The sequence below is a fragment of the Planococcus shenhongbingii genome (assembly GCF_030413635.1).
Lineage (GTDB): Bacteria > Bacillota > Bacilli > Bacillales_A > Planococcaceae > Planococcus > Planococcus shenhongbingii.
The window spans coordinates 2,438,585-2,459,948 of sequence record NZ_CP129235.1 but is presented as its reverse complement, the minus strand read 5'-3'; the positions used below and the strand labels follow the sequence as shown (position 1 = coordinate 2,459,948).

General features: G+C 43.1%; 25 protein-coding genes and 1 riboswitch. Of the genes, 24 read left to right on the top strand and 1 reads right to left on the bottom strand.

The window, feature by feature from the left end:
• Window positions 1-14: 14 nt before the first annotated feature.
• The 3 genes from sigX (at window position 15) to QWY16_RS12170 (ending at window position 2,684) form a co-directional block, all read left to right on the top strand.
• On the top strand, window positions 15-548 hold the full coding sequence (sigX, locus tag QWY16_RS12180; RefSeq protein WP_300989491.1) for an RNA polymerase sigma factor SigX: 534 nt from the start codon (window positions 15-17) through the stop codon (window positions 546-548).
• Entirely contained in the window at window positions 538-1,743 is a 1,206-nt protein-coding gene (locus QWY16_RS12175) for a hypothetical protein (RefSeq protein WP_300989490.1), read from the top strand. The genes sigX and QWY16_RS12175 overlap by 11 nt, the downstream gene beginning before the upstream one ends.
• A gap of 82 nt (window positions 1,744-1,825) precedes the next feature.
• A riboswitch (FMN riboswitch) is annotated at window positions 1,826-1,961 on the top strand.
• A 144-nt stretch (window positions 1,962-2,105) separates the two neighbouring features.
• The gene (locus tag QWY16_RS12170; RefSeq protein WP_300989489.1) at window positions 2,106-2,684 is read left to right on the top strand and encodes an ECF transporter S component; all 579 of its coding nucleotides are present in this window, start codon (window positions 2,106-2,108) and stop codon (window positions 2,682-2,684) included.
• 64 nt (window positions 2,685-2,748) lie between these two features.
• Here QWY16_RS12170 and QWY16_RS12165 read toward each other — a convergent pair whose 3' ends face one another.
• Complete coding sequence (locus QWY16_RS12165; protein WP_300989488.1) at window positions 2,749-3,000, bottom strand: ferredoxin; 252 nt, start codon at window positions 2,998-3,000, stop codon at window positions 2,749-2,751.
• A gap of 107 nt (window positions 3,001-3,107) precedes the next feature.
• Here QWY16_RS12165 and QWY16_RS12160 point away from each other — a divergent pair, with 107 nt between their 5' ends.
• The 21 genes from QWY16_RS12160 to QWY16_RS12060 all read left to right on the top strand — a co-directional run bounded on the left by QWY16_RS12160 (window position 3,108) and on the right by QWY16_RS12060 (window position 21,354).
• Window positions 3,108-4,133 carry a YpbB family protein gene (locus tag QWY16_RS12160; protein ID WP_300989487.1) on the top strand — a complete coding sequence of 342 codons (1,026 nt, stop codon included), beginning with the start codon at window positions 3,108-3,110 and terminating at the stop codon, window positions 4,131-4,133.
• Window positions 4,130-5,557, top strand: coding sequence for a RecQ family ATP-dependent DNA helicase (locus tag QWY16_RS12155; protein ID WP_300989486.1), 1,428 nt, complete (start codon window positions 4,130-4,132; stop codon window positions 5,555-5,557). Before QWY16_RS12160 ends, QWY16_RS12155 begins: the two co-directional genes overlap by 4 nt.
• A 79-nt stretch (window positions 5,558-5,636) precedes the next feature.
• Window positions 5,637-6,482 (top strand): LysM peptidoglycan-binding domain-containing protein, encoded by an 846-nt coding sequence (locus QWY16_RS12150; RefSeq protein WP_300989485.1) that lies wholly within the window; start codon window positions 5,637-5,639, stop codon window positions 6,480-6,482.
• 75 nt (window positions 6,483-6,557) lie between these two features.
• The gene (locus QWY16_RS12145) at window positions 6,558-7,187 is read left to right on the top strand and encodes a CBS domain-containing protein (RefSeq protein WP_300989484.1); all 630 of its coding nucleotides are present in this window, start codon (window positions 6,558-6,560) and stop codon (window positions 7,185-7,187) included.
• Between the two features lie 78 nt (window positions 7,188-7,265).
• On the top strand, window positions 7,266-8,012 hold the full coding sequence (locus QWY16_RS12140; protein ID WP_300989483.1) for a metallophosphoesterase: 747 nt from the start codon (window positions 7,266-7,268) through the stop codon (window positions 8,010-8,012).
• 199 nt (window positions 8,013-8,211) lie between these two features.
• On the top strand, window positions 8,212-9,180 hold the full coding sequence (locus tag QWY16_RS12135) for a YpdA family putative bacillithiol disulfide reductase (RefSeq protein WP_300989482.1): 969 nt from the start codon (window positions 8,212-8,214) through the stop codon (window positions 9,178-9,180).
• A gap of 90 nt (window positions 9,181-9,270) precedes the next feature.
• Window positions 9,271-10,239 carry an asparaginase gene (locus tag QWY16_RS12130; protein ID WP_300989481.1) on the top strand — a complete coding sequence of 323 codons (969 nt, stop codon included), beginning with the start codon at window positions 9,271-9,273 and terminating at the stop codon, window positions 10,237-10,239.
• An 82-nt stretch (window positions 10,240-10,321) separates the two neighbouring features.
• Window positions 10,322-11,002 carry a glutamic-type intramembrane protease PrsW gene (gene prsW, locus QWY16_RS12125; protein ID WP_300989480.1) on the top strand — a complete coding sequence of 227 codons (681 nt, stop codon included), beginning with the start codon at window positions 10,322-10,324 and terminating at the stop codon, window positions 11,000-11,002.
• Between the two features lie 273 nt (window positions 11,003-11,275).
• Window positions 11,276-11,950: a (d)CMP kinase gene (cmk, locus tag QWY16_RS12120; protein ID WP_300989479.1), complete on the top strand. Its 675-nt coding sequence runs from the start codon at window positions 11,276-11,278 to the stop codon at window positions 11,948-11,950.
• A 1-nt stretch (window position 11,951) separates the two neighbouring features.
• Window positions 11,952-12,542, top strand: coding sequence for a lysophospholipid acyltransferase family protein (locus QWY16_RS12115; RefSeq protein ID WP_300989478.1), 591 nt, complete (start codon window positions 11,952-11,954; stop codon window positions 12,540-12,542).
• 68 nt (window positions 12,543-12,610) lie between these two features.
• Window positions 12,611-13,756 (top strand): 30S ribosomal protein S1, encoded by a 1,146-nt coding sequence (rpsA, locus tag QWY16_RS12110; protein WP_300989477.1) that lies wholly within the window; start codon window positions 12,611-12,613, stop codon window positions 13,754-13,756.
• Window positions 13,757-13,778: 22 nt separating this feature from the next.
• The gene (fni, locus tag QWY16_RS12105; protein WP_300989476.1) at window positions 13,779-14,813 is read left to right on the top strand and encodes a type 2 isopentenyl-diphosphate Delta-isomerase; all 1,035 of its coding nucleotides are present in this window, start codon (window positions 13,779-13,781) and stop codon (window positions 14,811-14,813) included.
• Window positions 14,814-14,906: 93 nt separating this feature from the next.
• Complete coding sequence (gene der, locus QWY16_RS12100; RefSeq protein WP_300989475.1) at window positions 14,907-16,217, top strand: ribosome biogenesis GTPase Der; 1,311 nt, start codon at window positions 14,907-14,909, stop codon at window positions 16,215-16,217.
• Between the two features lie 21 nt (window positions 16,218-16,238).
• Entirely contained in the window at window positions 16,239-17,258 is a 1,020-nt protein-coding gene (locus QWY16_RS12095) for an NAD(P)H-dependent glycerol-3-phosphate dehydrogenase (RefSeq protein WP_300989474.1), read from the top strand.
• A gap of 87 nt (window positions 17,259-17,345) precedes the next feature.
• Window positions 17,346-17,549, top strand: a complete 204-nt coding sequence (locus QWY16_RS12090) for a DUF2768 domain-containing protein (protein ID WP_300989473.1) — start codon at window positions 17,346-17,348, stop codon at window positions 17,547-17,549.
• Between the two features lie 10 nt (window positions 17,550-17,559).
• Window positions 17,560-18,270: a YphF family lipoprotein gene (locus QWY16_RS12085; RefSeq protein ID WP_300989472.1), complete on the top strand. Its 711-nt coding sequence runs from the start codon at window positions 17,560-17,562 to the stop codon at window positions 18,268-18,270.
• Window positions 18,271-18,444: 174 nt separating this feature from the next.
• Window positions 18,445-18,717 (top strand): HU family DNA-binding protein, encoded by a 273-nt coding sequence (locus QWY16_RS12080; protein ID WP_036801889.1) that lies wholly within the window; start codon window positions 18,445-18,447, stop codon window positions 18,715-18,717.
• Window positions 18,718-18,952: 235 nt separating this feature from the next.
• The gene (gene folE / locus QWY16_RS12075) at window positions 18,953-19,537 is read left to right on the top strand and encodes a GTP cyclohydrolase I FolE (RefSeq protein ID WP_300989471.1); all 585 of its coding nucleotides are present in this window, start codon (window positions 18,953-18,955) and stop codon (window positions 19,535-19,537) included.
• A 28-nt stretch (window positions 19,538-19,565) separates the two neighbouring features.
• A complete protein-coding gene (mtrB, locus tag QWY16_RS12070; protein WP_300989470.1) occupies window positions 19,566-19,787 on the top strand; it encodes a trp RNA-binding attenuation protein MtrB in 222 nt (73 codons plus the stop codon).
• 77 nt (window positions 19,788-19,864) lie between these two features.
• Window positions 19,865-20,644, top strand: a complete 780-nt coding sequence (locus QWY16_RS12065; protein WP_300989469.1) for a heptaprenyl diphosphate synthase component 1 — start codon at window positions 19,865-19,867, stop codon at window positions 20,642-20,644.
• 5 nt (window positions 20,645-20,649) lie between these two features.
• Window positions 20,650-21,354: a demethylmenaquinone methyltransferase gene (locus QWY16_RS12060; RefSeq protein ID WP_300989468.1), complete on the top strand. Its 705-nt coding sequence runs from the start codon at window positions 20,650-20,652 to the stop codon at window positions 21,352-21,354.
• Window positions 21,355-21,364 lie beyond the last annotated feature (10 nt).

Genomic DNA, 21,364 nt, shown 5'->3' with positions numbered 1-21,364 from the left:
AATGGAGGGAGTGTATGGACGACTCCGTTTTCCATCGCTTGTACGATGAATATCATCAAGATGTGTTTCAATTCCTCATTTATCTGGTGAAAAACCGGCATTTGTCTGAAGACTTAATGCACGAAGTTTATATCCGTGTCTTTAAAGCTTATGATCGGTTTGAAGGAAAAAGTTCAGAAAAAACCTGGCTTTTTTCCATCGCCAAAAATGTAGCGATTGACCACTTCCGTAAAACGGCGGTTCGAAAAAAGCATTCAGCAGACCATTTCGATTGGGAAACGCAGCAGCTAATCTCTTCTGAGCGTATTCCGGAAGAAGTAGCTTCGCTGAATGAAGATAAAATATTGCTTTATAAAACGCTGGATTTATGCACAGGCGATCAGAAGATGGTGATTATCATGCGCTATTTCCAGGACTTATCCATAGCTGAAACCGCGGAAGTTTTAGGGTGGACAGAAGGAAAAGTGAAAACCACCCAGCATCGCGCAATAAAATCATTGCGTGAAAAATTATCTTCTAAGGAAGGGGGAGAAGCGAATGCTGAATAACAACTGGGATGATGAGCGCATCGAAAGTTTGTTACGGGATTTCCCCACAATCCAGGATGAACGGCCAAAAGAAGAAGTCTATAACCGTTTGGCCCTAAAAACTCCTGCACGCAAAAAGAACAAGCAATGGCTGCCTTTGCTGGTAGCGGTCCTTGCTTTTATCACGATAGGCATTCTCGTTGCCTCCATACTAAGCCAAAGCGGCATAAACACTGCACAAAATGAAATGAGTACAGAAAGCGGTGCTGAACAATCTGCCGAGTCGTCCGCAGAACTGGCGGAGGATAAGAGCATTCAAGAAGAAGCAGCAACAGGAAACGCGGATTCAGCCGATACCAACACTTTTGCGGTTGAAGAAGGCGTTGAAGCAACCCGCACTTCCGTTTATGAGGAAGACTTAGCCGGCCATACCCTATTCACCATCGGCTTTACTGAAAATGCTTACGTCATTCCACTTTCTTTTTTAATACCCAATGAACAAATTGCTGAAGATTTGGGAATGGAAAATCCCAATACCGTTGAACTTTATAATTACTACGCCAGCCATCTAGACGAAAAAGCTCTAGGGTTCGATGAATACCATCCTTATTTAGGGACCATCACGATGGAGGCTGAAGGAGCACAGCATGTCCTGCCGAATGATCATCAATACGACCTCGCTTCTGCCAGTATCGGGGTCTATATCGCCTCACTGCAGGAAACTTTCAGAGATGCAGGCCAAGTCGCAGTTTTAAATGAAGACGGAAGCCCGGCTGAGTTCAATCAAATCGGCCCAATGGAGCCGGTCATAACTGATGTGAAAAATGTCGCTTTTTATGCTTATACAACAGCAGCAGGAAATACGTATCTCGTTCCTGGATACGGCATGCCGTTGGAAACGGCCACTGAAGCATTCGAATCAATGACAGCTTCACCGAATGATTTTCAAAAAAGCACCTTGCCGGAAGGTTTGGATTTTACGGTATCTGAAATGGATGATGTAGTCCAGATTGAATTTGAGGAGCCGTTTGATTTAGAAGCGATGGAAGATGTGGATGCCAAAAGAATGATTGAAAGTCTGTCTTTAACTGCTAAAGCATATGGGAAAAGAGTGCAATTGGTTAACGTGAAACAATCAGAATGGCTGGGTTTTGATCTTACCCAACCTCTGGATACTCCGGTATCAGCCAACAAAACCCCTTGGACAATAAAATAATTGCTAAAAAAGACACTTTACAAAACAATTATGTTTACAAGGTGTCTTTTTTATACTAATATTAGGCTATAACAAAATATCGATTCATCTTCGGGGCAGGGTGAGAGTCCCTACCGGCGGTAAGTGAATGTAATTATTCATAAGCCCGCGAGCCGTAAAAAGCAGGATTTGGTGAGATTCCAAAGCCGACAGTATAGTCTGGATGGGAGAAGGTGAAGGTGCGGACGTGTGTCGCCGTTTATTCGGTGCAACGCTTATTAAGTGTGCCTTTTCTCCCTTAAGTGATTTCGCTTAAGGGTTTTATTATGGGGCCGCATTGTCCAAGCCTTTCTTCTGGTGAATCACTACAAGGAGAGAGGAATATGAAGAATAAGAAGTTACAATCCATGATTGTAATTGGAATGTTGAGCAGTATTTCATTTATTTTAATGCTTTTCAACTTCCCGTTACCGGCGTTACCTGCATTCTTGAAAGTTGATTTTAGTGATGTGCCGGCTTTGATTGCCGCCATTACAATGGGTCCTGTTGCAGGGATCTTAGTTGCGTTTTTCAAAAACGCTTTGGATTGGCTTTTTGCTGGAAGCCCAACTGGAGTTCCAGTCGGCCATATGGCGAATTTTGTGACGAGTCTCTTGTTTATCTTGCCGGTCTACGTCATCTACCATAAAATGGCGACTAAAAAAGGCATGATCTTCGGCTTGGCTGCAGGAACATTGTCAATGGCAATCGGCATGAGCCTGCTGAACTATTTAGTGTTTTTGCCAATGTACTCGTACTTCCTGAACATGCCTGCAGAAACCGGCAGTGTTCTTTTCGGCACAATTGTTCTCGGGATCTTACCTTTCAACCTGATTAAAGGCCTGATTCTCACAGCTGTCGTGCTGCTGATGTTCAGCAGTATGCATTCATGGATCGAGAAGCAGCGGCTTTATTACCGATAAATGAAAAAACAGGCGTTCACGAAAGCACCTTTGCTTTCGTGAACGCCTGTTTTAATATCCGGACTTAATCTTCATATTTAAGAGGATCTCCGTCAAAAGGAGCATCTGCCACTTTGATAGAATCGGTCGGGCATCCTTCGAATGCGTCTTCCATGTCTTCTTCCAGTTCATCTGGAACTTGCTCAGTGCCCATGTTATTATCTAAAATAACAAAAGCAATTCCTTCGTCGTCATAATCATAAATATCGGGTGCTGCAGCACCGCAAGCCCCGCAAGCGATACAAGTATCCTTATCGACAATGGTATACTTAGCCATAATAATTTTCCTCTCCTTTATCTCCGAACAAGTTCAGTTATACTACCGTATTCATTCTAAAGGTGTTTGCCTTGTTTTTCAACCAAAAAACGCTAGGGGGTCCACTCTTGTTATTTGAAGAGCTTGTAATTACCATTATGAAGGCTGTGAATCTGGAGCGGACAATCTCTTCTCCATTTCACTTGATCAAAGGGAAAAAATCCGGTCAGACCATTCAGGACATTGGTTATTATGGCCTTTATCCGTATTTTGCAGTAATGCCGAAACTGGAAAAACAATTGTACGATGAAGTGATCCAGCGCCTTTTCCGCCAGCAATTATTGAAAGCGAACGACGAAGTCATCGATTTGACCGAAAAAGCACTTGCTATGGATATTCCGGCATCCCGTTTTAATGGGTGGAAATACCGGGGCAATGAAGCGGTTTTCTTAAACCGTCTGTCTTTGGTGGTGCAAACCTTATCCTATACAAGCCAGCAGATCAACCGGTTTGATCCTGTACATAATGCAGAAGACCTTCAATCGTGGGTCAAAAGATATTTGAAGAAAATCAATTTTCGGGAGCTTTCAGCAGTCCGGGCTTTTAAAACAGAGATGGTCAATAGCCTGCAAATAGCCAGTATTAGCGAACAGCAAAAAATGATTGTTATGCAGCGTTTAACCGGTCTTGGATGGAGTGGGCTGACATGGGAGCAGATCGCTTCCGCGCACGGTCTGCATATTCTGGATGCCCAATTAGCGGCAGTTGAAGCGCTGCATGCCTGGATCGATGTGATTGAAATGGAAAACTTCCCTTTGCTTAGCGGATTAACTGAGAACATTGTACAAAGGTCAGTCTTGACAGAATCCACGCAAAGAACTTTAAAATTGTTTGAAAAAGGCCTCTCGCTCGAAGAGATTGCCGCAGTTCGCCAATTGAAGACAAGCACCATTGAAGACCATTTTGTGGAACTTGCCATGAATGATCCATTTTTCAATTACACGGCTTTTTTATCAAAAAGCCTTTATGAAAAGATAGTCGCAGTGAGCAAAAACAGGAAAACAAAACGTTTGAGGGACATTAAAGAAGAATTGCCGGATGCCAGTTATTTTCAAATTCGCCTGGCATTAGCTTTAAAGGAGGAACAGCCGTGAATCTGGAGGAATTGCTTTTTAAGACTTATGGCTTTGCATCGTTTCGCCCTGGCCAAAAAGAAGTCATCGAACAAATCGTAAAAGGCGAAGATGTCATCGCTTTGTTGCCAACGGGAATGGGGAAGTCGATGTGTTACCAGTTGCCTGCCCATCTCTTGCCAGGAAGTGTGCTGATCGTCTCGCCGCTATTGTCGTTAATGCAAGATCAAGTTTCCCAGTTGAAAAAAATGGGCGAAAAATCCGTTGTGGCAATCAATTCATTTCTGAAACCGCAGGAAAGGGAAAAAATCTGGAATACACTTGGCAGCTATCGGTTTATTTTCATTTCCCCGGAAATGCTGGTTCAGCCTTTTGTCAAAAAGCAATTGAAAAAAATCCATGTTTCGCTGCTGGTAGCCGATGAAGCACATTGTATTTCGCAATGGGGCTTTGATTTCCGCCCGGATTATTTGCGGATCGCGGAAATTTTGCCGGACTTGGGACATCCGCAAATTCTGGCGCTGACTGCCACTGCAACAGAAAAAGTGACCAATGAAATCAAGACATATTTGGAAATCAGCCATCCATATATATACACGCATCCGATGGATCGCAAAAATATAGTTTATGATATTAAAAAATTTGAAAAGTCGCAGGAGAAACTGGAATGGCTGACTTCTTTTGTCCAGCAATGCGAAGGGCCGGGGATTATTTATGCGGGAACACGCAAAAAATCACAGGAACTGGCAGCAATTTTAATGGAGATGGGATTGCAGGCTTCCTATTATCACGGTGGCATGGAGCATCAGGATCGGGTATTTGTCCAGCAGCAATTCCAGAATGGAGAATTGGATTGGGTCTGCTCAACTAATGCGTTCGGCATGGGCGTTCATATACCGAATATCCGCCATGTTATCCATTTTCAACTGCCCACTTCTGTAGAAGGCTATGTGCAGGAAGTGGGAAGAGCCGGGCGTGACGGACGGGCCGCACTGGCAACGCTGCTTTACGCAGAAGGAGACGAGGGGTTAATGTTAAGCCTCGTAATGGATGAATTGCCATCCAGGCATGAAATTCAGGAAGTGGCAGCAAATATTTCTACCGCAGAGCAGCTGGTTGCGGCAGGCACAGTCAGAGAAACTGCGTTGCGGGTCATCGAATATTGGCTTAGTCAACTGACGGTCGCTGAGACATTGCTTCAAATGGAAACTCTTCAGCAGGAAAAAATAAAGCAAGTGGATAAAATGAGGAGATTGGTCAACTTATCTGGATGCATCAGACAGTATATTATTGAATGTTTTGACCAGCAGTTAGCACAAAAACCTGAAAACTGCTGCGTTAATGATGGCATCGACTACACGGTATTTGACAAGCGGACTCCTAAGCCCAAAAAAGTTGTGCTGCAGCATTGGGAAAATCGGCTGAATGCACTATTGCCTTTATGACAATTTTCGGAAATCTCATTTACAAAATGGGAAATTTTCGGCATAATAGAGTTATTAGAGAAGATAGGGGTAGTCGATTATGGGTAAACAAAATTATCGTAAAGCCATTGAAAAAGGCCGACAGGAAATTCCAGTTCAAAGCATTGCCGCTCCTTCAAGAAGGGCACAGCGTAAAGCGGTCAATAAGAAACCGAAAAAAACCAAAAACATGCTGCTGCCTACATTGTTTTTCATTTTCATGTTAATCCCCGTGACACTTCTTATATACGTATATTTTCTGCATGAGCCGAACGACACATTAATTACCAGCACAGTAAATGATCAAGTCAGCCTGGAAACAACACCGCCGGCATCTGAAACTCCTCTTGTTCCCGTTGAAGGAGAAGAAAAAGAGGAAGAGCCGAAAGCTTTAGCGGAAAAAGAAGCTAAAGAAGCAAAAGCTCAAAAAGCGGCTGCCGAGAAAGAACAAGCCAAAAAAGAAGCTGCTGTTAAAGAAAAAGAACAGGCGGAGGCAGAAGCAAAGGCTAAGGCTGAAGCCCAAGCCAAAGCAGAAGCAGAAGCAGAGGCCAAAGCTCAGACAGAGGCAAAAGCCAAAGCAGAAGCAGAGGCCAAAGCTCAAGCAGAGGCAAAAGCCAAAGCAGAAGCAGAGGCAAAAGCTCAAGCAGAGGTAAAAGCCAAAGCAGAAGCAGAAGCAGAAGCAAAAAGACAGCAAGAACAACAAGCAGCCCAAAAAGAGAAAGAAGCCAAAGAGAAAGCAAAATTATCACAAAAGACACATGTGGTCCAATCAGGCGAAACCCTATACCGGATTGCCGTTAATGCCTACGGAGCAGCAGGAGCAAATGCAGGAGTTGAAAAGATCAAACAAGCAAACGGTTTAACTTCAAACGAAATAAGTGTTGGTAGTACGTTAATTTTGCCTTAAAGAGGGAATAATAAACGTATTGCTGCAACAAAACAACAAAGCCAACAAAGCTGAGGAAAAGTAGAGGTGAACTGGATGTTTGTGAAAAGCGTAATGGTAAAAAGAGAAAAATGCATTATAGTTAAAATGGATGATTCAATCCAGACGGGCCTTGACTTGCTGAAACGCCATTCAATAGATGCTTTGCCTGTTATAGAAGGCACGCAATATAAAGGGATATTCACTTGGTTTCACGCTTGCCGGGCATTTTTCTATTCAGGCAAGACCAAGGATGAATTCATCAGCACGGCCAAAGTCAGCGACGTTGTTGTGAATCAGGATGTTTTCCTGAAAATTGAGGATGTCTTTGAAAAAGCAATTGTTGAGCTGAATGATTTCCCCATTATTGCAGTTGTGCACGATAACGAATTTCTCGGGATAGTGACACGTTTTGATGTGATGAATCAATTGCAGAGCGCTTTTGGCATGCAGCAAGAAGGAGTGCGCATCACCTTTACTTCGGTTGAGTCAGAGGGGCGCATTGGACGGCTTGGTGATATAATAGAGAAATATAAAGAATCTGTGGTCTCGCTTGTGACGTTTGATGAAACGGATAAAGTGGTACGGCGCATCGTTTTAAAAATCAAGAAAAAAGACAATATCGACCGCTTTTTGAAAGAGTTGGATAAATCGGGATTCCGGGTTTTGGATATCTCAGAAGACTGAAAGTGAAATTACTTTTAAAGAGACACAAGCAGCTCTTTGCTTTTGTCTCTTTATTTTGATTGAGAGGAATTATTTAATATGAAGTGGATTTATAAAGGCAGTCTGGCAATTCTGGCGCTGCTTCTTTTTATGTTGCGCAACGCTTTTCAGCAAAACTTGAAGAGCCAACGCATTCAATTGCATGCCGCACATCGGTTTGAACCATTTAAGTTAATGTTTATTTCAGATATTCACAGAAGAAAGTTAAATTCAAGTTTGTTGGAAGATCCTGCAGATGTTGTCATCATAGGAGGCGATTTAACGGAAAAAGGTGTGCCATTAAGCCGTGTTGAAGAAAATCTGAAAATGCTCAGCAAACTCGGCCCGCTTTACTTTGTTTGGGGAAATCACGATCGAAGCGCTGGCGAGGCGGCATTGCGCAAGCTGTTTGAGGAGTATAATGTCGAAATTTTAGAAAACGAAGGAGTCAATCTTCTAGGGCAGCCGCACTTGAAATTGGTTGGCATTGATTATTTCAGCTATGGAAAAAATTCAATCATTACTGCTTTTTCTGATATAGCAGCAGACGACACTGTTATTTTTGTGTCTCATACGCCTGCCGTATTTAAGTATGTGAGAGAAAAATATCCTGCCGATTTCCTGCTTGCCGGCCATACGCATGGCGGTCAGATACGTTTGGGTAAATTCGGGATTGCGGAAAAAGGAAGATTAACTGAGAACAGTGGGAAAATGGAGTTGGTCAGCAACGGATACGGCACCACCAAATTGCCGCTTCGTTTAGGCGCGGAAGCGGAATATCATGTTTTTGACATACATCCAAAATAAAAAACGTCGGTTAAGGCCTTTGTCTGCTGACTGGCAGTCCAACAAATTATTTTTGTGGCCAATGAAATTCTAAATGGAAAAACAGGTATTTCACGTCTCTTTAAAGTGCAGGAAGCAGCTAAGTGCTTTTAGTTGCCAACGGTGAAAGAAGTCTTCTATTCTTAAGGGATAGATACTAATTGTGGGAGAGGTTTCAAGTATGGAAAATATAGATGCTCTGATTATCGGGGGAGGCCCTTGCGGTTTGGCAGCAGCCATCGCCATCAAGCAAATAGGCCTTCAGCCGGTAGTCATTGAAAAAGGAAACATCGTCAATGCCATTTATAACTATCCGACCCATCAGACTTTTTTCAGTTCCAGTGAAAAATTGTCGATTGGGGATATTCCTTTTATAACAGAAGACCGGAAAGCTAAGCGCAACCAGGCGCTGGTCTATTACCGGGAAGTAGTGAAAAGAAGCGGAATCGAAGTGCGTTCTTTTGAGACCGTTTTAGCTGTTGAAAAAGAAGAGAAGTTTATTGTCCGGACATCCAAAAATACATATCATGCGAAATATGTTATTGCGGCAACCGGCTATTACGACAATCCGAATAAATTGGAAGTAGAAGGCGCTGATTTGCCAAAAGTCATGCATTATTTCAAGGAAGGGCATCCTTATTTTGACCAAGATGTCCTGGTTATCGGCGGCAAGAACTCAGCAGTAGATGCAGCGCTTGAATTGCATAAAGCCGGAAGCCGTGTAACAGTTTCGTATCACGGCACAAGCTATTCGAAAAGCATCAAGCCTTGGATCTTGCCGGAGTTTGACAGCTTGGTGAAAAAAGGTGAAATTACGATGCTGTTCGACTCTATTGTCGATAAAATTACGGAGCGGGAAGTAGAACTGACTGTCAATGATACAAAAGAAACGATTCCAAATGATTTTGTATTTGCGATGATCGGCTATCATCCTGACCACAACTTTTTGAAAAAGATTGGTATTGCGATAGACGAATTGACAGGCTGCCCTATATTTAACGAAGTGACGATGGAAACCGATACAGAGGATATGTATGTTGCCGGAGTGATTGCTGCGGGAAATAATGCCAACTCCATCTTTATTGAAAACGGCCGTTTTCATGGACAACAAATTGCTGCCGCCATTGCGGAAAAGAAAAGCGTACGCTAAGTGCGCTTTTTTGTTTTTCTTGCCCGTAAAAAGATATTTGCAGCACGGTACAATGGTGTAAAATAGGTTGGAGAAAGGGTGTTGTATTGCATGAATAAAAAAGTTTCTTTGATTACCACCGGCGGAACCATAGCGAGCAAGGAAGTTTCGAAAGGACTGCTGAAATCAGGCGCCATTTCAGGAAGAGACCTGGCGGCGCTCTGCCAATTGCCTGAAGAAATAGAAGTAAAAGTCATCGATATTTTTCAGTTGCCAAGCATGCATATCGGCTTCGACAAGATGCTGAAGCTGCGGGAAGCCATCAAAGCGGAAATGGAAGATGAAACAGTGGATGGGATTGTAGTAACACATGGGACGGATACATTGGAAGAAACCGCTTATTTTTTAGATTTAACAATCGATGACCACCGCACAATTGTCGTTACGGGCTCACAGCGTTCACCTGATGATGTAGGAACAGATGTTTATTCAAATTTGCGGAACTCCATTTATGTGTCGGTTGATAATGATTTGAGAGGCGTCGGCACAGTAGTGGTATTCAATGAACGGATTTATACAGCGAAATATGTGAAGAAAGTGCATAGCAGCAATCTGCAAGGGTTTGACTCTTTTGGCCACGGTTATTTAGGGATCATTGATAATGATGTGGTGAGCATTTACCAAAAACCGATATTCCATGAAGTTCACGAAGTGAAAGGCAATTTGCCGAGAGTGGAAATTATCAAATGTTATTCCGGACAAGATGGCCATATGATTGATTTGCTGGCGCACACTGACGTAGCAGGAATCGTTCTGGAAGCTGCGGGCAGAGGACAAGTGTCGCCTCATATGGTCGAAGCGATTGAGCGGGCCATTCAAAAAGGCATCACGATCGTCTTGACGACCAGTGCAGAAGAAGGCAAAGCATATCCAAGCTACAGTTATCCCGGCAGTGCCCATGATCTGATGTTGAAAGGCGTTTTGCTGGGCAGCGATTACGACAGTAAAAAAGCGCGGATCAAGCTGGCAATCATATTAGCTGCTGCCAAAAAAGTGGACATTAACACTTTCAATAAATAAGCATTTATGAAATTGAAAAATTGATAATATTTACCATTATGCCATGTTATAATTAAGGGACTTTAAGCAAAGGAGCAGGCATATGATAATTTTACTGACAGTTGCGATTGCTCCAAGTCTGGCGTTGTTCAGTTACTTTTATTTGCGTGACCAATTTGCTAACGAACCTTCAAAACTTTTGTTTCAATGTTTCGTTTACGGGGCAGTGCTGACTTTCCCGATTTTGTTTATTCAGTATGTTTTTGAATTTGAAGGAGTCTTTAACCATGCTTTCAGCCAGAATGTGCTGTTTCCGAGTATAGTTGAAGAATTTTTCAAATGGCTTGTTTTAATTATTGCCGTATACCGGCATATTGATTTTGAAGATCCATATGATGGCATTCTTTACGGAGCAAGTGTGTCATTAGGGTTTGCGACAGTAGAAAATATCTTATATCTGCTTGAGTTCGGTTTGGAGACTGCATTTATCAGAGCTTTTCTGCCAGTCTCGAGCCACGCGTTATTTGGAGTGGTTATGGGATATTATTTAGGCAAAGCGAAGTTCACCAAAGGTCCGCATGGTCCTAAACTCTTGGCGATGGCCTTGATCAGCTCTTTGGTTCTCCACCTGGCCTATAATTCGATTTTATACACAAATACGAAATGGTCCTACAGTGTGATTCCCTTTATGCTGTTTCTATGGTGGTTTAGTTTAAGGAAGGTAAAGCAAGCGCACCAATTGTCTTTGACGCATTATCATGACAATACTTCCTTACATCCATAACACAGCATTCTCTCTTGAATGTAAAAAGTCTTGTAGCCCAAGGCTTTTTTTGGTGGCCAAATTTCAAAGGAATCTTGATGGATCTGAACGGCTATTGCCGCATTTCTTGTGTTGTCCAGCTCTGCCGCCTAGTCCATCGGGTCGTAAGCCGCTTCGGCTATGCGGCTGAAAACCTGCCGCTCCGCCAAATCGTCTTACGCCTGTCGGAGCTACATAGGCGCTTCCGCTTTTCTATGTTAAAATATGTTGAATACATATGATGAGGTGACTTTTTTGACGAAATCAATACAGATTGCTCTTGATGGCCCTGCAGCTGCCGGGAAAAGCACAATAGCAAAAATTGTTGCAGAACAATTAGGATATATTTATATCGACACGGGTGCCATGTACCGTGCCATCACTCTTAAAGCATTAAACGAAGGCATTGATCTGTCCAGCAATGAAGAGGCAGGAAAACTGCTGGCCGATACAGAAATAGATTTGCAGCCTTCCGAAAACGGACAGCTTGTTTTTCTTGATAATAAAGATGTGACGGAAGATATCCGCTCGCAGCATGTGACAAAAGCGGTTTCTGAAATGGCGGCTCATGAATCCGTGCGCACACAGATGGTTAAACTGCAGCAGCAGCTTGCTGAAGAACGGGGTGTGGTCATGGATGGCCGTGACATCGGAACCGATGTCCTGCCGGCTGCGAAATTGAAAGTGTTTATGTCTGCGACTGTCGAAGAACGGGCACGCCGCCGGTTTGAAGAAAATAAAAAGCGCAGTATCCATACGCCAATTGATGAATTGCAGGCGGAAATTGCGAAGCGGGATAAAATGGACAGTGAGCGGGAAGTCTCTCCGCTCCGACAAGCGGAAGATGCGATTTTTCTCGATACGACTTTTTTAACGATTCGAGAAGCTGCAGCAGAAATATTGCGACTGGCAGAAGAAAGGTTGAGTTAAGGTGAATTTGTATGCAATTGGAAAATCCCTTGTAAAAACGACATTAACGCCTCTTTACCGTTTCGAAGTGATCGGCATTGAGAATTTCCCGAAAGAAGGAGGCGTCCTGCTCTGCTCAAACCATATTCATGCGCTTGATCCCCCTGTTGTAGGAATGACTGCTCCAAGGACGGTGCATTTTATGGCAAAGGAAGAACTGTTCAAGCTGCCGATTCTAGGACCGATTTTGCCAAAAGTTAACGCATTTCCTGTAAAACGGGGAATGAGCGACCGGGAAGCGCTTAGAACAGCATTAAAAGTGCTGAAAAGCGGAGAAGTCGTCGGCTTGTTCCCTGAAGGGACAAGATCAACGGACGGCGTTTTAAAAAAAGGATTGAGCGGAGCCGGATTTTTCGCCCTTCGCGGCAATGCCGATGTAGTTCCTTGTGCCATTATTGGACCTTATAAAACATTCCGTAAAGTTAAAGTGGTATACGGTGAGCCCATACGAATGGCGCCTTTCCGGGAAAGAAAAGCATCTGCTGAAGAAGTGACCGAAATGATCATGAGCCGCATTCAAGATATTCTGGATGAATATAGCAAAAATAAGTGATAATTTTTGTTTTTATTAGAGAATTCGAATAAAATAGAAAGTGGATAGTTTGTGAAGGAGGGCTACTTATGTCTGAGGAAATGAACATGATGGAAAACCGTGACTTCCAAACAGGAGATCGCGTAAAAGGTATTGTTACTAATATAGAAGAAAAAGCAGTAACCGTAACGATTGAAGGGGCACCTTTTGATGGGGTTATTCCAATCAGTGAGCTGTCAAGCCTTCATATCGAGAAAGCATCAGATTCAGTTCAGGTCGGTGATGAGCTAGATTTAATCATAACTAAAGTAGAAGACGAAAACTTTGTATTATCCAAAAGGAAAGTTGATGCCGAACAGGCATGGGACGAGTTGGAGAAAAAGTTTGAGTCGGGCGAGATTATCGAATCTGAAGTGAAAGATGTCGTGAAAGGCGGACTTGTGGTCGATCTTGGAGTTCGCGGGTTCGTACCGGCTTCATTAGTAGAAGATTATTTCGTTGAATCCTTCGAAGACTACAAAGGAAAAGTCATGACTTTTAAAATTGTCGAGATGGAAAAAGAAAACAATCGGTTAATTCTTTCGCATCGGGCAGTTGTAGAAATGGAAAAGGAATCGCAAAAAGTAGAAGTGATGGAACATATTCACCAAGGGGATGTGCTTAAAGGGAAAGTGCAGCGCATTGCTTCTTTTGGTGCTTTTGTGGATATCGGCGGAGTGGATGGACTTGTTCACATTTCCCAATTATCACATGAGCATGTAGAGAAAGTATCCGATGTCGTAACCGAAGGACAGGAAGTAACGGTAAAAGTTCTTTCAGTAGACCGGGATTCCGAACGGATTTCCTTGTCGATCAAGGACACACTTCCTGGACCTTGGGATGCCATTGAAGAAAAAGCGCCAAAAGGTTCTGTCCACACTGGAAAAGTTAAACGGATCGTAAGCTACGGTGCATTTGTAGAAGTATTGCCTGGAGTTGAAGGCCTTGTTCATATTTCACAAATCGCCCACAAGCATATCGCGACCCCGAATGAAGTTCTATCTGAAGGCCAGGAAGTCCAAGTAAAAGTACTGGAAGTAAATAAAGCTGATAAACGCCTGTCACTCAGCATTAAAGAACTTCAGGAAAAAGAGAAAGAACATGATTATTCCAATTATGAAATGCCGGAAGAATCCAGTGGTTTTTCAATCAGTGATGTGATTGGCGATAAATTAAAAGGATTTAAATCCGAATAAGATGTCAAGAGCTGATCGGAAGATGGACCATATTCAATTTGCCTTATCAACAGGCCAAAGCGCCGGCACGTTTTTTGACGATATTCGTTTCGTCCATCAAGCATTGCCGAACCTTGGTGTAGAAGATATTCGCATTCATACCGAGACAGGTGATTTGAAATTGAAATCACCTGTTTTTATTAATGCCATGACAGGCGGAGGCGGCAGGCAGACTGAAAAGCTGAATGCGCTCCTGGCATATGCAGCAAAAGAGACCGGAATTGCGATGGCAGTCGGTTCTCAGATGGCAGCGTTAAGAGACCCTGAAGAAAGGGCATCTTATCAAATCGTCCGCAAAGTGAATCCGGAAGGTTTCATTATCGGCAATCTAGGCAGTGAAGCAAGTTTAAAACAAGCTGAAGAAGCGATCGAAATGATCGAAGCCAATGCTCTTCAAATACATTTGAATGTCATTCAGGAACTGACGATGCCTGAAGGTGACCGCGATTTCAAAGGCGCTTTGGAACGGATTGAAGAAATAGCGGAAAAGGTGAAGGTTCCTGTGATCGTTAAGGAAACGGGCTTCGGAATTTCCCGTGAAGCAGCGGAGAAACTGGCTTCAACTAAAATCGCTGCCATCGATGTCAGCGGTTATGGCGGCACGAACTTTGCAGCCATTGAAAATGAGCGGCGGGCGCGCAAGCTGTCTTATTTTCAAGAATGGGGAGTTCCAACAGCAGCAGCGATAATCGAAGTGAAAAAAGCCTTTCCTCAAACCGTGCTGGCGTCAGGCGGCATTCAAAATGCCTTGGACATGATAAAGGCTTTCGCGCTTGGAGCAAATGCGGCGGGGTTGGCTGGCTCCTTTTTAAAAACCGCAATCGAGCACGGTGAAAAGCAGTTGATAACAGATATTGAAACTCTGAAAGAGGATTTAGGGATGATGATGACGGCGTTGGGCGCCAAAGATATCGCCGATCTAGAAGATTGTCCGCTCATTATTTCAGGAGAGCTTTATCATTATCTATTGCTTAGGGGTTATGACCCGGCGGCTTTTGCCAATCGAAAGAAAAACTGAATATTACACCTTTTAAGGTGATGGACATTTACAAGATGCCATCACCTTTTTCGTGTATAATAAGTATATTAGAAGTGGAAGGATGAAGTAATTATGTCAAAACCGGTAGTAGCAATTGTTGGCCGGCCGAATGTTGGGAAGTCCACGATTTTTAATCGCGTGGTCGGAGAGCGTGTATCCATCGTGGAAGATATTCCAGGAGTTACACGTGACCGCATCTATAGTTCGGCAGATTGGCTGACGCATGAATTCAATATCATCGATACAGGCGGCATCGATTTAAGAGACGAGCCGTTTCTAGAACAAATCCGCCAGCAAGCGGAAATCGCAATGGACGAAGCGGATGTCATTATCTTTCTCGTTAACGGGCGTGACGGAGTCACAGCTCAAGACGAACAAGTAGCTAAAATTTTATACCGGACTAAAAAGCCGGTCATTTTAGCAGTCAATAAAATCGATAATCCTGATATGCGCCATATGATTTATGATTTTTACACATTAGGAATGGGAGAGCCTTTCCCGATTTCTGGTTCCCACGGACTGGGTTTAGGAGATCTTCTTGATGAAGTTGCAAAGAATTTCCCGCAAGAAGATGGGGAAGAATATCCAGATGACGTCATTAAATTCTCATTGATTGGCCGCCCGAATGTCGGTAAATCATCTCTTGTCAATTCGTTTTTAGGGGAAGAACGCGTAATCGTCAGCGATCTTGCTGGAACAACCCGAGACGCAATCGATACGGAGTATGAGTACGACGGACAGCCTTATGTCATTATCGATACAGCAGGAATGCGCAAAAAAGGGAAAGTCTATGAGACCACTGAAAAATACAGCGTGCTTCGTGCACTTCGGGCAATTGAACGCTCAGACGTTGTTTTGGTTGTTTTGAATGCTGAAGAAGGCATTCAAGAACAAGACAAGAAAATCGCTGGATATGCACATGAAGCAGGAAAAGGTGTCATCATTGTTGTGAATAAATGGGATGCAGTTGAAAAAGACGAAAAAACCATGAACGTCATGACGAGAAAAATCCGTGAGCATTTCTTATTCTTGGACTATGCACCAATCATGTTTGTGTCGGCAATAAGCGGAAAACGCGTCCATAATATTCTGGAAATCGTCAACCGGGTAAATGACAACCATTCGAGACGGATCCAATCGAGTATTTTGAACGAGGTTATTGAAGATGCAGTGGCGATGAATCCTGCTCCAACGGATAAAGGCCGCAGACTGCGTGTTTACTACGCAACGCAAGTGGCTATACAGCCCCCAACTTTTGTGGTGTTTGTCAATGAACCTGAGCTTATGCACTTTAGTTATGAACGATTTTTACAAAATCGGATCCGTGAAAGCTTTGACTTTGAAGGAACACCGCTCCGGCTGATTACTCGCGCCCGGACATAATTGGAAAAGGTGGGATTGAATATGGAAAAAGTATCTGTTTTTGGGGCTGGGAGCTGGGGGACTGCTTTGAGTTATGTTTTGACTCAAAATGGCCATGACCTTTTGCTTTGGACCCATCGTTTAGAACAGGCTGAGGAAATCAATGGCCATACGAACAATCGGTACTTAAAAGGCATCCAATTGCCGGAAAACCTGAAAGCTACAAACGACTTGCAGCAAACCGTCAATCATTCAGAAATATTTGTGTTAGCAGTTCCCACAAAAGCAATAAGGGAAGTCTGTGCACAAATTAAAGGGAATTTGACGAAAAAAGCATTGTTCATCCATGTCTCCAAAGGCATTGAGCCGGATTCGCTGAAACGGATCAGTGAAATGATCCGCGAAGAAATTCCAGAGCAATGGATAGAAGATGTAGTGGTGTTATCGGGGCCAAGCCATGCAGAAGAAGTGGTAATTGAACATCCGACTACTGTGACCGCAGCCTGTGAAAATACGGCTTCTGCTGAGCGGGTCCAGGATCTGTTCATGAATCATTATTTCCGCGTCTACACGAATACAGATGTAATCGGGGTAGAAATCGGCGGAGCTTTGAAAAACATTATTGCGTTAGCTGTTGGCATAACTGACGGCCTTGGCTATGGAGATAATGCCAAAGCTGCTCTGATGACCCGTGGGCTTGCTGAAATCGCGCGGCTGGGTGTCAAGATGGGGGCCACGCCTTTGACGTTCTCCGGCCTCTCAGGCGTTGGAGATTTGATTGTCACATGCACCAGTGTCCATTCGCGAAACTGGCGTGCCGGCAATATGCTAGGAAAAGGCAAGACCATTGATGAAGTGCTTGAAGAAATGGGGATGGTTGTCGAAGGCATCCGTACCACAAAAGCCGCTTATCAATTGTCAAAAAAATACGATGTCCCTATGCCGATCACGTCAGCTTTGTATGCCGTTTTATTTGAAGGTGTATCAACTACGGAAGCGGTTGACATCCTAATGGGGCGTATGAAGAAAAACGAAATGGAAGACCTTATCAACTTACTTTAATTGTCACAAAAGAAGAGGTTCAGCTCCGCGGCCTCTTCTTTCTTTATGTTATAATACGGGGTGAAATAGAACGAAAGGCGGTCAGTTATGAGTTCTTTAGATAAGATGTGGGTCTCCTTTGCGGGTATAGCTTTTTTAATCATTTCAATGGGAATGATTTATTTAAGCAGATACAAATTAAAAAACGGCATCTTGAAATTCCTTTTTGCTTTAGTGGCTTATATTCTGTTGATACTCGGATTCTTTATCATGGTATTCATAGTACTTAGCGGCCCAACCGGCGGCGCTTGAGGTGATGAAAATGAAAAAAGGATTATTAGCAATCACTATGATGCTCAGTATGATGCTTTTGGCGGGATGTATGTATCCGGAAAGTGAACGGGCAGAAAACCAGATTCCTTATGAAGATCAACTAATTTCTGTTCAGAACGCAGTTAACCAGTACCGTGGAGCAAGCGGCGGGTTATTGCCGATCAAAACCAGAGATATGGACGTAGATCAATACATTAAATATCCAATCGATTTTTCAAAAATCGCCCCAACTTATCTTGCGGAAATACCTCCTAATGCCTATGAATCTGGTGGAGTTTATCAATATGTCCTGATGGATGTTGAGGAAAACCCAACAGTGAAATTGGTGGATCTGCGCCTTACAGAAGCGATCCGCACGATTAACGTACGGAAAAGTGCGAATGGCGGACAAGCTCCGATTTCTGAAATCATTGCAGATAATGTTTATAAACTGAATTATGAAGCGATGGGATTCAGCGAAGAACAAACAGCGGTCAGTCCATATAGCGGCAGAAATCTTCCGCTTGTGGTGAATGGCAAAGGCGAAGTGTTTGTAGATTATTCAATGGATTTGTATACCGTTCTCCAGGAATATGAGGGGACATTGGAACCCGGCCAAGACATCAGGTTTTTATTGTATGAAAACAGCCCGGTCGTTCCGGCTTATTCACTTCCTTACACTGTGAATGAAAAAAATGAACCTGTCTTTAAAGTTGATTAAAATCGCAGTATTAGAGCGGTTTTCGCATTAAATGTAAATATTTAGGAAGAATACTCCATTATTTGCTTTTTTTATTGCAAAACCGCTCTATTACCTGTTGCTATGCGATTTTCGATATGATACTCTTTTTACAGGATTGAAGGTTTGCATCCCCTTTGAGAGGAGGTGAATAGCATGAACAAGACAGAATTAGTGAACTCTGTTGCTGAAGCAGCTGAACTTTCTCGTAAAGACGCTGCAAAAGCAGTTGACGCTGCATTTGAGGCGATTCAAAACGCTCTAACTCAAGGTGACAAAGTACAATTAATCGGATTTGGTAACTTTGAAGTACGCGAACGCGCAGCACGCAAAGGTCGTAACCCGCAGACTGGTGCTGAAATCGAGATCGCTGCAAGCAAAGTTCCTGCATTTAAGCCAGGTAAAGCGCTTAAAGACGCAGTGAAATAATTTTCAGTGCAGTACATAGAATGGCTTTTTCGTGACTTGTTCACGTAAAAGCCATTCTTTTTTTGAGCTAACAGTTTTGCGTATAACGTGGCTATATGCTACGATTCATGTGAGAAAAAACAAGAAAAACCTAAACGGTTGCTGCATTCGCATAAAGAATAACTTCTCTTAGCAGGGAATCTTACGGGCCGTTAAACGGAGGGAATCCGATTTGTCTTTTACAGGAGGAAACAACGTGATAGATATAGATTCGAAAAAAGTAGATTTAGATAAAATAGAAAAAGCGGTTACCATGATTCTTGAAGCTGTAGGAGAAAACCCGAACAGAGAAGGATTGCTGGATACACCGAAACGTGTGGCCAAAATGTATGCAGAAATATTTTCGGGATTAAAAGAAGATCCAAAAGAATATTTCAGTACGGTTTTTCACGAAGGACATGAGGAACTGGTTCTTGTAAAAGATATACCTTTTTACTCGACTTGTGAGCATCACCTTGTTCCATTTTTTGGCAAAGCCCATATTGCCTACATCCCTCGAGATGGAGTCGTGACCGGATTAAGCAAGCTGGCGCGAGCAGTAGAAACAGTGGCGAAGCGCCCTCAACTGCAGGAACGGATCACTTCCACCATTGCAGATTCACTGATGGAAACTTTAAACCCGCACGGCGTATACGTAATGGTTGAAGCGGAACATATGTGCATGACAATGAGAGGCATCAAAAAGCCTGGCGCTAAAACAGTGACTGCAGTGTCAAGAGGCATACTTGAAAAAGATGATATCAAACGATCGGAAATCATCACTTATATAAATATGAATTAATTGAACTTTTAAAGAAGCGGGTGGAAAAATGGCTCAACCAGAATACATTGTGATTCGTGCATTAGAAGACGGCGTAAACGTCATCGGTTTAACTCGTGGCAATGACACAAAATTTCACCATACCGAAAAGTTGGATACCGGTGAAGTAATGATTGCCCAATTCACAGAACACACGTCAGCGATGAAAATTCGCGGCAAAGCGGAAATTCAAACAGCCCATGGCCTGGTAGAAAGCGAAGCGAAAAAATAGGCGTTATTGGATGAAGGCAAGCCTTTGCTTATGATATACTAGGGTAATATGGCTAAATCATGAATGGAGCAAGCAGTATGAATGAACAACTAATACATTCAAAAATCACTTCTATGGAACTCGATGTCTTAAAAGCTGTAAAACAGCGGACACTGGAGAATTTCACGGAAGGTCCATCAGTTGAACGGGCACGTTTGTTTTTTTTGTTGTTGCCTTTTTTTGACGAAAATCATTGGTCAGGCGAAATAGAGGCTTCAGCAAAAACAGTTTCAATCGTTTATGCTGCTCTGCATGCCCATGATCAAGTGAAGGAAAATGCACTAGTGATAACAAAAAAACAGCAGTTAACTGTCCTGGCTGGTGATTTTTACAGCGGCATCTATTATCAGATGCTGGCCAATTCGAACAATATAACGATGATTCAGCGTTTGGCAACCTCAATCATAAAGGTGAGCGAAAACAAAGCTTCTTTTTACGATGGGCTAGTCCGTTCAGTTGAAGAAATCGATGATTTAGTCCATGTAATTGAAACGGAATTATTAACGACATTTTATAAATTTTATGGATTTGAGAAATATGCATCGCTGGCTACTTTGATGCTTCGCTATATCCGATATGTGGAAGAGCTTGAATTCCTGCAAAACAACAGCCAGACTCGAATTCTGCGTTTGTTGAACCAGACTCTTCAGCACCCGTTGCAGACAGAGCGCTGGCTGCTGGAGAAGCTGGATTTATTGCATGAAGATATTTCGCTGACCATCAATTCCTATAATTTCAACTATGAACTCAAGAGCTTTATGCTCCATCAAATAACCCCGCACCAGCATAGAGCTGAGCAGCTAACCCGAGAAGGATGACTGAGATGCAAAAAACGAAAGAACAGCGCGTACATGAAGTTTTTGAAAAAATATCGGACAATTACGATCAAATGAATTCTGTCATCAGTTTTCAGCAGCATAGTAAATGGCGCAAAGACACTATGGACAAAATGCAGGTGCCTAAAGGGGCAGCTGCAATTGATGTATGCTGCGGTACGGCAGATTGGACGATCGCTTTAGCCGAAGCGACAGGTGAGACAGGCAAAGTGGTCGGATTGGATTTCAGCCAGAACATGTTGAATGTCGGAATCGAGAAAACCAAACATATGCCTCAGGTAAAACTGGTTCAGGGAAATGCGATGGCATTGCCGTTTCCGGACAATTCATTTGATTTTGCGACAATTGGATTTGGTCTTCGCAATGTACCGGATTACCAGCAGGTGCTTTCAGAAATGCACCGGGTTCTTAAGCCCGGCGGGATGATTGCGTGCCTTGAAACATCACAGCCGAATAATTTGCTATTCAAGCCGTTTTTCCGGTTCTATTTCCGTTTCATCATGCCGGTATTCGGCAAGTTGTTTGCGAAAAGCTATAAGGAATATTCATGGCTGCAAGAATCGGCTAAAGGCTTTCCCGGTATGAAACAGCTGGCCAAACTTTTTGTTCAAGTCGGATTTGAAAAAGTGAAATACAAACCTTACACTGGCGGTGCGGCTGCACTGCATTTAGGCATTAAAAAAGTAAAATAGCGGGAGAAGG